At 60.6% G+C, this 11946-nt stretch carries 8 protein-coding genes; all 8 read right to left on the bottom strand.

Going from position 1 to position 11946, the window contains the following annotated elements; all coding sequences use genetic code 11:
* Positions 1 to 47: 47 nt before the first annotated feature.
* Entirely contained in the window at positions 48 to 833 is a 786-nt protein-coding gene (gene cobA / locus AC3ISI_RS19925) for a uroporphyrinogen-III C-methyltransferase (RefSeq protein ID WP_489333455.1), read from the bottom strand.
* Between the two features lie 10 nt (positions 834 to 843).
* Entirely contained in the window at positions 844 to 3561 is a 2718-nt protein-coding gene (locus AC3ISI_RS19920) for a nitrate reductase (protein ID WP_489333454.1), read from the bottom strand.
* Positions 3561 to 3878, bottom strand: coding sequence for a nitrite reductase small subunit NirD (gene nirD, locus AC3ISI_RS19915; RefSeq protein WP_489333453.1), 318 nt, complete (start codon positions 3876 to 3878; stop codon positions 3561 to 3563). The genes AC3ISI_RS19920 and nirD overlap by 1 nt, the downstream gene beginning before the upstream one ends.
* The gene (nirB, locus tag AC3ISI_RS19910) at positions 3875 to 6328 is read right to left on the bottom strand and encodes a nitrite reductase large subunit NirB (RefSeq protein ID WP_489333452.1); all 2454 of its coding nucleotides are present in this window, start codon (positions 6326 to 6328) and stop codon (positions 3875 to 3877) included. The genes nirD and nirB overlap by 4 nt, the downstream gene beginning before the upstream one ends.
* A gap of 361 nt (positions 6329 to 6689) precedes the next feature.
* Entirely contained in the window at positions 6690 to 8360 is a 1671-nt protein-coding gene (locus AC3ISI_RS19905; protein ID WP_489333451.1) for a bifunctional protein-serine/threonine kinase/phosphatase, read from the bottom strand.
* Positions 8361 to 8367: 7 nt separating this feature from the next.
* Positions 8368 to 9579, bottom strand: a complete 1212-nt coding sequence (locus tag AC3ISI_RS19900) for a nitrate/nitrite transporter (RefSeq protein ID WP_489333450.1) — start codon at positions 9577 to 9579, stop codon at positions 8368 to 8370.
* Positions 9580 to 9936: 357 nt separating this feature from the next.
* Positions 9937 to 10512, bottom strand: coding sequence for an ANTAR domain-containing response regulator (locus tag AC3ISI_RS19895; protein WP_489333449.1), 576 nt, complete (start codon positions 10510 to 10512; stop codon positions 9937 to 9939).
* Between the two features lie 15 nt (positions 10513 to 10527).
* On the bottom strand, positions 10528 to 11739 hold the full coding sequence (locus AC3ISI_RS19890; protein WP_489333448.1) for a CmpA/NrtA family ABC transporter substrate-binding protein: 1212 nt from the start codon (positions 11737 to 11739) through the stop codon (positions 10528 to 10530).
* Positions 11740 to 11946: the final 207 nt, after the last annotated feature.

The raw sequence follows: 11946 nt of genomic DNA, 5'->3' as shown, positions 1-11946 counted from the left end.
CTTAGGCCGGGCTTTTCTTTGTCTGCGATTTGGTGAGGAGGGACGTATCAGGCGCGTTGGCATCCGACATTGATGTTGACGGACAGGGCCTCTTCGCGAGCAGACTCGCTCCCACAGGAGGACGTGGAGTTGTCTGCGACCGCGCCAATCACCAGGATGGCCGGGCTTTTCAAATCGAAGGCACAGGCATCTTCTTCCATTGCCATCAGGCTGCTCCGACATTCCCGTTGATGCGGCAACGATGCATTTTCAATCATCGCTACCGGCGTATCGGCTGCCATTGCGCCAGCCAGCAGTTGCTCACGGATCTCGCTGAGCTTCGCCACACCCATGTAGATCACCAGTGTCGTACCACCTTGGGCCAGCGCCTGCCAGTTAAGGTTGCTGCCATCCTGAGTGTGGGCGGTGACCAGCGTTACCCCTCGTGCCACGCCGCGCAAGGTCAGCGGAATATCGCATTGTGTCGCGCCAGCCAGCCCGGCAGTGATGCCATTGACCAGCTCAACTTCGACTCCACGTTCGCGCAGCCACTGTGCTTCTTCACCACCACGCCCGAAAATGCAAGGGTCTCCCCCCTTGAGACGAACGACGCATTTGCCCTGACGGGCATAACGCAACATCAAACGATGAATGAATGCTTGCGGAGTAGAGCGACAACCACCGCGCTTGCCAACAGGAATAATCCGCGCGCCGCAGCAATGCTCCAGCACCGCGTCGTTGACCAGATCATCGATCAGCACCACATCCGCTTCTCTCAACGCCCGGACAGCTTTGAGCGTCAGCAATTCAGGGTCACCGGGACCCGCACCCACCAGCCAGACTTTTGCGCTCATAGTGTTTTCCTCACGAGATGGCGACTTGCGGCTGCGCGGTGGCGGCCAGCAAACGCTTGATTTCCGGGACGCAGGAGCCGCATTGCGTGCCGCAACCGAACTCTTGCTTCAAGCCTTGCAAGTCCAGGCCACGACGAATGCCGGCGCAGATCGTGCTTTGGCTGACGTTTTTACAGTTGCACAGGGTTTTGTTGCCGACCGCTTCGGCGTCGACCTGGCCCGGCGGAGCGCTTAGTGGCGCGAGCAGCCAACGCCGTAGCTGTTCATCGGCGCGACCTTCGAGCCAGAGGTTTTGCAGCCAGTGTCGGGCAAGGGTTTCACCCGCCAGGCGGATCGCGGTGATCCGGCCGTTTTCGATGCGTACCCGCTTGCCGATGGAGCGTCGTGGATCGTCGTAGGCCAGGACTGGTCCGTCATTTAGGCCCAGACATTGATCGATTTCCCGCAGCAGTTGAGGGTCCGGCGCGGTGGCGCTGGCAGCGCGTATCAGCAACGCAGGGCGCTCACGGCCAACGAGGCTAAGGCTGACGTAGGAAAACGTCTCGCAAAGGGGCCGTAGCGTCTCAAAGTGCTGTTGGACATCGCCCTCAATCAGCGCGAAAAGGTGCCAAGGCAGTTGGACCGGTTCAAGGCGTACGCCGCTGTGTTTGAGCTCCGGTTGTTTCGACAAAGGGTCGAAGGCGGGGAGCGTGAGTGTGTTTATGCCGCCCTTAAGAAAGCGGTCACCAAAATGCATCGGCAAAAAGGCTTGGCCCGGTCGCACGCTGTCATCGCTGGCCACCGGAACGATCACTGCGCCTCGACGGCTTTTCAGGCTGATCAGATCACCGGATTGCAGGCGATGCCGGCGCAACTCATCCGGGTGCAGGCTCAGCACGGCTTCGCTGACATGGCCGAACAGCTGTGCGGCGGTGCCGGTGCGGCTCATACCGTGCCATTGATCCCGCAGGCGACCGGTGATCAGCGTCAGCGGGAAGCGTGCATCCCGTTGTTCCTTGGCGGCGCGATACGGATCGGCGACGAACTGAGCGCGGCCACTGGCAGTCGGGAAAATACCATCCAGATACAACCGGGCGGTGCCGGTGCTGGAGCCCGTAGGAAAAGGCCATTGTTGCGGACCGATTTTGTCGATCAGCGCGTGGCTGATTCCAGACAAATCCAGATCGCGGCCGCGCGTCAGCTGTTTGTATTCGTCGAAGACCTGCGCCGGGGTTTCAAAGGCAAACAGGCTGGCCGCGTCCGGGCGCAGACGTTTCTCCAGGCACTGTGCGAAATCAACCGTGATCGCCCAGTCCGGACGCGCTTCGCCGGGTGCGATGATCGCCCGGCGGACGTGGGAAATGCGTCGCTCGGAGTTGGTGACCGTGCCGTCTTTTTCACCCCAACTGGCGGCGGGCAGCAGCAGATCTGCGAACGCAGCGGTTTCGGTGGTGCGGAATGCCTCTTGCAACACCACGAACGGGCAAGTCTCCAAAGCCGCGCGCACGGCGGTCTGATTGGGAAGGGACTGCGCGGGATTTGTACACGCGATCCACAAGGCTTTGATCTTTCCGCTGCTTACCTGCTCAAACAACTCGATGGCGCTCAGCCCCGGGTTTTCAGGCAAGTGATCAACGCGCCAGTAAGCCGCCACCTCTGCACGGTGCTGCGCATTGGCGGCGTCGCGATGCCCCGGCAGCAAGTTGGATAAACTGCCAGTTTCGCGCCCGCCCATGGCATTCGGCTGACCGGTCAATGAAAAAGGTCCTGCACCCGGACGGCCAATTTGCCCGGTCGCCAGGTGTAAATTGATCAGTGCGCTGTTTTTTGCGCTACCGGCGGTGGACTGGTTCAGCCCCATGCACCACAACGACAGAAAACTCGGTGAAGTACCGACCCACTCAGCGCATTGCTGCAATTGTTCAATACTGATTCCGCACAACTGCGACACCATCTGCGGTGTGTAGTCGCGCACCAGTCTCTTCAGCTCGGCCAGGCCTTCGGTATGGGCCTTGATGTAGTCGCGGTCGACCCAGTCTTCCCACAGCAGCAGGTACAAAATCCCATGGAACAAGGCGACATCGGTCCCCGGAAGAATCGCCAGATGCAGGTCAGCTAAATCGCATGTGTCGGTACGACGCGGGTCGATGACGATGACTTTCATCTGCGGTCGGCGGGATTTGGCTTCTTCGAGGCGGCGAAACAGTACGGGGTGGGCGTAGGCCATGTTGCTGCCGACGATCATCACGCAGTCGCTCAATTCCAGGTCTTCATAGCTGCACGGCGGCGCATCGGCGCCCAGGCTGCGTTTGTAACCGACCACCGCCGACGACATGCACAGCCGCGAATTGCTGTCGATGTTATTGGTGCCCACCAGCGCTCGCGCCAGTTTGTTGAAGGCGTAGTAGTCCTCGGTCAGCAACTGCCCGGAAATGTAAAACGCCACGCTGTCCGGGCCATGCTCGGCAATGGTTTGGGCAAAAACGCTGGCGGCGTGGTCGAGGGCGCTGTCCCAGTCGGTGCGGCCACGCGCCAGGCCTTTGCCGAGGCGCAGTTCGGGGTACAAGGCCCGCGCCGTCAAGTCGCCGGTCAAATGCAGGGTTGATCCCTTGCTGCACAACTTGCCGAAGTTGGCCGGGTGTGCCGGATCGCCGCTGACGCCGAGGATGCGCTCGCCGTCATGCTCGATCAGCACGCCGCAGCCGACCCCGCAGTAGCAGCAGGTAGACGCGGTGATCTGGCGGTCCATCAGCCTGCGTCCCGCAGGGCCAGCATCACTCGGCCATTTTCGACCCGCGCCGGGTGGTGATGGGCGCAGCCGATGTCCGGAGCCAAGGCTTCGCCGCGTTCCAGGTCGATTTGCCAGTTGTGTAGCGGGCAGGCCACACGTTTGCCGTAGATCAAGCCTTGGGACAGCGGCCCGCCCTTGTGCGGGCAGCGGTCGTCGAGGGCGAAAACCTCATCGTCGCTGGTACGGAAAATCGCAATGTCACCTTTGGGGCCGGCGATGATCCGTGAACCCAGGGCGTTGATTTCTTCCAGTGCGCAGATATCCAGCCAGTTCATGCCAGCACCTCCAGGTTTTTCACGGGGATGACGTCGAATTCTTTTTTCAACAGTGGCTGTGTCAGGCGCTCCTTCCACGGATCCTGCTCGAACGACAGAGAGAATTGCAGGCGATCATTGAGCGCCTTGCGCCGCTCCGGGTCTTCCAGCACGGCTTTCTTGATGTGGTCCATGCCGACCCGTTGCAGGTAATGCACGGTGCGTTCGAGGTAGAAGGCTTCTTCGCGATAGAGCTGCAGGAACGCGCCGTTGTATTCGCGCACTTCTTCAGCGGTTTTCAATTTGACGAAAAACTCGGCGACTTCGGTTTTAATCCCTCCGTTGCCACCGATGTACATCTCCCAACCGGAGTCGACACCGATAATGCCTACGTCCTTGATGCCCGCTTCCGAGCAGTTGCGTGGGCAACCGGAGACCGCCAGTTTCACTTTGTGCGGCGACCACATGTTGAACAGGTCATGCTCCAGTTCGATGCCCAACTGCGTGGAATTCTGTGTGCCGAAACGGCAGAACTCACTGCCGACGCAGGTCTTCACGGTGCGGATGGATTTGCCGTAGGCGTGGCCGGACGGCATGTCGAGGTCTTTCCAGACGCCTGGCAAGTCCTGCTTTTTGATCCCCAGCAAGTCGATGCGCTGACCGCCGGTGACCTTGACCATCGGCACGTTGTACTTGTCGGCGACGTCGGCGATGCGGCGCAATTCCGAAGGGTTGGTCACACCGCCCCACATCCGCGGGACAACCGAGTAGGTGCCGTCTTTCTGAATGTTGGCGTGGGCGCGTTCGTTGATCAGGCGCGATTGCGGGTCATCCTTGGCTTCGCCCGGCCAGGTGGAAATCAGGTAGTAGTTGAGCGCCGGGCGGCAGGTGGCGCAGCCGTTCGGGGTGCGCCAGTTCAAGTAGCTGATGGCCCCGGCGATCGTCAGTAAATGCTGATCGCGGATGGCTTGGCGGATTTGCCCGTGGTTGAGGTCGCTGCAACCGCAGATGGCTTTTTCGCTTTTCGGCTTCACGTCTGCTGCGCCGCCCACGGTGTTGATCAGGATCTGTTCGACGAGGCCGGCGCAGGAACCGCAAGAGCTCGCGGCCTTGGTGTGTTTTTTCACCTCGTCGACACTGAACAGTCCGTGCTCCTGAATTGCCTTGACGATGGTGCCTTTGCACACGCCGTTGCAGCCGCAGACTTCGGCGGTGTCGGCCATGCTCATGGCTTTGTCCTGGCCTTGATGTCCTACGTCGCCCAGGGCGTTTTCACCAAACATCAGGTGATCGCGGATCTCGCCAATGGCGTGGTTCTCACGAATCTGCCGGAAATACCAACCGCCATCTGCCGTATCGCCATACAGACAGGCACCGACCAGCACGTCATCCTTGATCACCAGTTTTTTGTAGACCCCGCCGATCGGGTCGGAGAGGGTGATGGTTTCCGTGCCTTCGCCGCCCATGAAGTCGCCAGCGGAGAACAGGTCAATGCCGGTGACTTTCAATTTGGTCGACGTCACTGAGCCTTGATAACGGGCGAAGCCCAATTGTGCGAGGTGATTGGCGCAGACCTTGGCTTGTTCGAACAGCGGCGCGACCAGGCCGTAGGCGATGCCGCGATGGCTGGCGCATTCACCGATGGCGTAGACCCGCGGGTCGTAGGTTTGCATCGTGTCGTTGACCAGAATCCCGCGATTGCAGGGAATGCCGGATTTTTCCGCGAGTTCGGTGTTGGGGCGAATGCCGGCGGCCATCACCACCAGGTCGGCGGGAATGATGTCGCCGTTCTTGAACTCAACCGAGCCGACCCGGCCATTGCCGGCGTCGTGCAGCGCTTGGGTCTGTTCGCACAGACGAAAGTGCAGGCCACGCGCTTCCAGGGCGGTTTGCAGCAACTGGCCGCTGGTCTTGTCGAGTTGCCGCTCCAGCAGCCACTCACCGATGTGCACCACGGTCACGTGCATGCCGCGCAACATCAGGCCATTGGCGGCTTCCAGTCCGAGCAGGCCACCGCCGATGACGACGGCGTGCTTGTGGGTCTTGGCGGTGTTGATCATGGCCTGGGTGTCGGCGATGTCGCGGTAGCCGATCACACCCTGCAAGGTGTTGCCGGGGATCGGCAGAATGAACGGGGTCGAGCCGGTGGCGATCAGCAGGCGATCGTATTCGGCCTCGGTGCCGTCTTCAGCGATGACGCGGCGTTTGACCCGGTCGATCTCCACCACTTTGCGGTTGAGCAGCAGCTTGATGTTGTTGTCCAGGTACCAGTCGAGGTCGTTGAGCACGATCTCTTCGAAGGTCTGTTCGCCGGCCAGCACGGGCGAGAGCAGGATGCGGTTGTAGTTGGTATGGGGTTCGGCGCCGAAGACCGTGATGTCGTAGAGCTCGTTGCTCAGCTTGAGCAGTTCTTCCAGGGTGCGAACCCCGGCCATGCCGTTGCCGATCATCACCAGTTTTAGTTTTTTCATCAGGTTCTCCGGGGAGCTGCGACCCGCCTAATCAGGGCTTCTGGTCTGGCTCGACAAATTTTGCGCAAACAAAAAAGGCGTCCCGCTAGTTGCCTAGCGAGGACGCCTTTGTCCTGGTCCCGTTCTCTCGGGAAGCGCAACCTTCGTCGTTGAAGGTCGGGCTTTATGTATGGTGAAAAGGGTAATGCAGTGGTTGTGCCAAGTCGTACAGACCTCGGATTTGTTGGGTGGGAGAGGGTTTTTGCAGGTCGTTATCGATTTTTTTTGCACCGCATCGAAGCGCGTTGCCCGGTAATGGAGCGCTTTGCCGATGTATTTGATGAGGCTGTTAGGCCGCCTTCGCGATGGGCGCGACTCGGTATCAACCATGAAATACAAGAACCAGCAGCACCAGATTCAACAGCAACGACACCAATGCCATTGTCCGCCAGACCTTCAACGGTTCGCGTTCCAGTAGCGGTCTGGGACGGACGCTCAAACTGCGGCGCTCGCCTTGTTCCAGAAGCAGCAGCCATTCCTCCGCCGTTTCAAACCGCTGGCCTGGATCCGCCGCGACGGCGCGTTCCAAACATTGCGCAATCCACTCCGGCAAGTCCGGCCGATAACGACTGGCATTGACCGGTACACCGAACCGCGGTCGCTGGAATGCTTCGATTTCACCGTAGGGATAATGCCCGGTCAGCAGGAAGTACAGCGTCACGCCAACCGCGTACAGATCTTGTTGTGGGGTCGGTGCATCTCCGCGAAAGGCTTCCGGCGCGATGTAGCTGGGCGTTCCAGGCAGGGCAGAAGGTTGATCCTCTGACAGGCCCGCGCAATACGCGAGGCCGAAATCCAGCAGGCGCAACTCGCCGTCGTCACCCAGCAGCAGGTTTTCCGGTTTGATATCGCGGTGCAGAATCTGCCGTCGATGCAGCATGCCGACCGCCCGTAACACGCGTTCGGCCACATCCAGCCATTGAACAAGGGATAGTGGACCTACAGCCGTATGCAGTTCTGCCAGCGTAGATCCGGAGTATTCGCGCATCACGTAGTACAAATGCTGACGCTGACTGGCGGCATGGACTTCAGGAAAGTGCCGTCCGGCCACGCGTTTGAGAAACCACTCTTCCGACAGCAACGCTTGGCCTGCCAGGTGATCGTCTTGCAGCGCAGCGGGTAAGGTTTTTAACAGCCAGGGTTGTTGTTGCCCGTCGCGAACCCGGTAAAGCAGTGACTGCTGGCTGTGGCCGAGTACGCCTTCGACGTGCCAGCCTTCGAAGGATTGACCGGGTTTCAGCGCGGGTGGCAATGGCCATTGTTGTAAATGCATCAGCGCATCGCCAATGCTCGTTTCACCCAGGGCATCGACCCGCACCAGCAGGGCGCTGGCATTGTCCTGACTGCCGGCCAGATGCGCGGCATTCACCAGGGTCTGCGCCGCGCTGTCCAGATCGGGCTGATCTCGCAGAATAGCGGCAATGGCGGTGTCGCCCAACACCGCCCAAACGCCGTCGCTGAGCAGCACGAAACACTCATTCAAGCGCAATTCGCCATCGAGAAAATCCAGCACCAGATGTTGATCCAGCCCCAGCGCACGTTTGAGCACATGCTGCATGCCCGGTTGGTCCCAGACATGATCCTCACTCACGCGTTGCAACTGGTCCGCGTGCCAGCGATACACCCGACAATCTCCTACATGGGCCAGGGTAAAACGCCTGCCGCGCAGGACCAAAGCACTGACAGTGGTCAGCAACGGTTGCCCGCCGCCATTGGCCTGCAACCAGCGGTTTTGCGCTAGCAGCAAGCGGTCCAATGCTTGAGCGATGCTCCAGGTTTGCGGGGTGGCGTAATAGTCCAGCGCCAGGGCCTGCAAGGTCGAACGGGCCGCGAGACCGCCGTCGGCGCATTGGCTGACCCCATCGGCAATCGCGAACAGGTAACCCTTGCTGACCGCCAGCGCCGGGGCCGGTGTCACCAGGCGCAGGGCATCCTGATTTTCCTCCCGCGGGCCGGTGGCGCTGGCTTGGGCAAAGCTCAGTTGCAGGCTCATCGAGGTCTCAGACCCGAGCCGCCGTCACGGCAGCCGAACCCCAGGTGGTTCTCCAGCGACGTTTCACCCCGTGCAGACCGAACCAGGCCAGAACGCCAAGGCTGGCGAACAACCACAAAGCCAGTTGATAGCTGCCGGTGCTTTGCTTGATCGCGCCCATGCCTGCCGCCAATGCAAAGCCACCGATACCGCCAGCCATGCCGATCAAACCGGTCATCACACCGATCTCGCGACGAAAGCGTTGCGGCACCAATTGGAAAACCGCACCGTTACCAGCGCCCAATCCGAGCATGGTGCAGACGAAAAGCGCCAGTGCCGCGTAGGAACTCGGCAGATTGAAACCCACCACAGCGATACAGATTGCCGCCACCGTGTACATCGCCAGCAACGTGCGAATACCACCGAAACGGTCTGCCAGCGCACCACCCAACGGGCGCATCAGGCTGCCGCCAAACACGCAGGCCGCCGTGTAGTAACCGGCCGTGACGGGGCTCAGGCCGTATTGGTCGTTGAAGTAGCCGGGCAGGGCACTGGCCAGGCCGATGAAGCCGCCGAAGGTCACGCTGTAGAAAAACATGAACCACCAGCTGTCGCGGTCGCCCAGGGCTTTGAAGTAGTCGGCCATCGACTTGGTTTTCGGCCGTTCAGGTGCGTTTTTCGCCAACCAGGCGAAGACGATGAAGGTCAGGATCAGCGGGATCAAGGCGAAGCCGAACACGTTGCTCCAGCCGAACGCGGCGGCCAATACCGGGGCGATCAGCGCGGCGAGCACCGTGCCCGAATTGCCTGCGCCGGCAATGCCCATGGCTTTGCCCTGATGCTGCGGCGGATACCATTGCGAGGCCAGCGGCAGGGCGACGGCGAAGGACGCACCGGCCATGCCGAGGAACAGGCCCAGCATCAGCGCTTGTTCGTAGCTGTGAATCCCGAGTTTCCAGGCGCCGAACAGCGCGCAGATGACGATCACCTGGCCAATCAGCCCGGCGGTTTTTGGCGACAGACGATCCGCCAGCATGCCCATGATAAAGCGCAGAACGGCCCCGGCCAGAATCGGCGTCGCCACCACCAGCCCGCGTTGTTGGGTGGTCAGGTGCAGGTCGGCGGCGATCTGTACGGCCAACGGGCCAAGCAGGTACCAGACCATGAAGCTCAGGTCGAAATAGAGGAAGGCCGCAAACAGTGTCGGCGTATGGCCGGATTTCCAGAAGCTTGAATTCATCGCGCACCTCAGCTGTGAAGAGTCTCGAGAAGGAGTCATGAGCTATCAGGTGGGGCGCCTAAGGGCCGCACCACCGGCCCCGGGCTGTGGGGCCAAAACGAAAAAACGCCGCTACCTGATTCGCCAAGGGCAAAAGAGGTGAGCGACGTCTTTGTCGTAGGTGGGGCAACCGCCGTTGGTTACCTGTGGTGATTGCTAAGCCAGATCTGTGCCAACAATCTGCTTTTGTGGCGAGGGGGCCCGCCCCCGTCCGGCGACGAAGCCGTCGCAAGACCTGTGTGCAGGGTATGCCTGAGGGAATGCATAGGGCGGCTTCGCCACCCAGCGGGGGCAAGCCCCCTCGCCACAATGATCGAGTTATCCAAGCAACTCACTCATGGCAATAATCTGCTCCGCCACCTGGATCAGCTTCTGCTGCCGGCTCATGGCCTGGCGGCGCATCAGGGTGTAGGCCTCTTCTTCATTGCAGTTCTTCATCTTCATCAGCAACCCCTTGGCCAGCTCAATGCGCTTGCGTTCGGCCAATTGCTGGTCGCGGGCATGAAGCTGGGCGCGTAACGCCTGGTCACTTTCAAACCGCGCCATGGCCACGTCGAGAATCGGCTGCAAGCGTTGTGCGTGAATGCCTTCGACGATGTAGGCGCTGACCCCGGACTGGATTGCCTGGCGCATCACACCCGGGTCATGTTCATCGGTAAACATGACGATTGGCCGTGGCTGGTCGCGAGTCACCAGCACCACTTGCTCCAGCACATCGCGGCTCGGTGACTCGGTATCGATCAGAATCACGTCCGGACGCACCGTTTCGACGCGTTCGGGCAAATCGATGGTCAGGCCTGACTCGTCGATCACCTCGAACCCGGCTTCAGTCAGGGCGACTTTGAGGCGGCCGACTTTCTTCGCGGTATCGTTGATCAGCAGGATACGCAGCATGTTTGCAGTCTCCTGTCAGCGCTGAGCGAATCGTTGCGAGCTGTCGCTCAGAGCGTGCAACTTGAAGCTGCGGGCATAACCGGATGGATCGGAGCCGTTCCAGATTTTGCCGTCGATCAACTGGCTGCTGCGCATGTCCTGGCCACTGGCGTTGACACCGACCGCGCTGGCGGCCTCACGGTATAAGTCCAGTTGTTGAATCTGACGGGCCACGCCGAGGTAATCCGGATCGTCGCGCAACAAACCCCAGCGCCGGAACTGGGTCATGAACCACATGCCGTCGGACAGGTACGGCACATTGACCTCGCCGCTGGCATGGAAGCGCAGCGCGTGCGGGTCCTGCCAGCGATTGCCCAACCCATCGGCATAATCGCCCAGCAGACGCGGTTCAATACAGTCGAGGGCGGCGTCGAGGTAGTCGGGCGCACTCAAGAGTTGTGCGGTGCTGCGACGGTTTTCCGTGCTTTGCTCGATGAACCGGCTGGCTTCCAGGATCGCCATCACCAACGCCCGCGCGGTGTTTGGGTATTGCTCGACAAACGCGCGGGTGCAGCCGAGGACTTTTTCCGGGTGATCGGGCCAAATGGTCTGCGACGTTGCCAGGGTAAAGCCGAGATTCTGCTGCACGGCACTGGCGGACCAGGGTTCGCCGACGCAGAAACCGTCGATACGCTGCGCTTGCAGGTGCGCGACCATTTGCGGTGGCGGCACCACTACGCTATCGACATCTTGCAACGGGTGGATGCCTTGACTCGCCAGCCAGTAATACAGCCACATGGCGTGGGTGCCGGTGGGAAATGTCTGGGCGAAGGTGAGTTTCGAGCGAGTTTGGTGCACGTGGCGGTCGAGTGCTTCAGGGCTGGTCACGCCCAACGCTTGCAAGCCGTGGGAGAGATTGATGCTCTGGCCGTTCTGGTTCAGGCCCATCAGCACGGCCATGTCGGTCGAGGCCACGCCGCCGATGCCCAGGTGAACCGCATAGACCAGGCCGTACAGACTGTGGGCTGCGTCGAGTTCGCCGCTGACCAGTTTGTCCCGCAGGTTGGCCCAGGACGACTGACGCTTGAGGTTCAGGGTAAGGCCGTAGGGCTGGGCGAACCCCTGCGTGGCGGCGACCACGACCGAGGCGCAGTCGCTCAGGGCCATGAAGCCGAGATTGATGTCGGTCTTTTCCGGGGCATCGCTGCCATTGACCCAGGCCAGAGGGTTGGCTGGAACTTCAATCATCAATAAGTACCTTGCATAAAAAAAACGCCGTACAGGCTGCTTGCCAGAGCAAGGTCCAGTGACGACGCCGTTGTCTTTCGACTCATCCCGCCGTGAGATAAGTGCTGGTACCGGTGACGGTGCAAGGCATATGCCATCGCTCGCTGATTTCATCGCGCGCCTCGCCTGCAACCTCGATGCGCGGCTATAATTGCCGCCACTTTTCAG

Source organism: Pseudomonas sp. GL_139_B (genome assembly GCF_057834475.1).
Note: the sequence above shows the minus strand (reverse complement) of the source record. Positions and strands in the feature narration are given on the sequence as shown.

Coding starts and splice junctions, on each gene's coding strand:
- cobA (WP_489333455.1), bottom strand. CDS start 833: ATGAGCGCAAAAGTCTGGCTGGTGGGTGCGGGTCCCGGTGACCCTGAA.
- AC3ISI_RS19920 (WP_489333454.1), bottom strand. CDS start 3,561: ATGGACCGCCAGATCACCGCGTCTACCTGCTGCTACTGCGGGGTCGGC.
- nirD (WP_489333453.1), bottom strand. CDS start 3,878: ATGAACTGGCTGGATATCTGCGCACTGGAAGAAATCAACGCCCTGGGT.
- nirB (WP_489333452.1), bottom strand. CDS start 6,328: ATGAAAAAACTAAAACTGGTGATGATCGGCAACGGCATGGCCGGGGTT.
- AC3ISI_RS19905 (WP_489333451.1), bottom strand. CDS start 8,360: ATGAGCCTGCAACTGAGCTTTGCCCAAGCCAGCGCCACCGGCCCGCGG.
- AC3ISI_RS19900 (WP_489333450.1), bottom strand. CDS start 9,579: ATGAATTCAAGCTTCTGGAAATCCGGCCATACGCCGACACTGTTTGCG.
- AC3ISI_RS19895 (WP_489333449.1), bottom strand. CDS start 10,512: ATGCTGCGTATCCTGCTGATCAACGATACCGCGAAGAAAGTCGGCCGC.
- AC3ISI_RS19890 (WP_489333448.1), bottom strand. CDS start 11,739: ATGATTGAAGTTCCAGCCAACCCTCTGGCCTGGGTCAATGGCAGCGAT.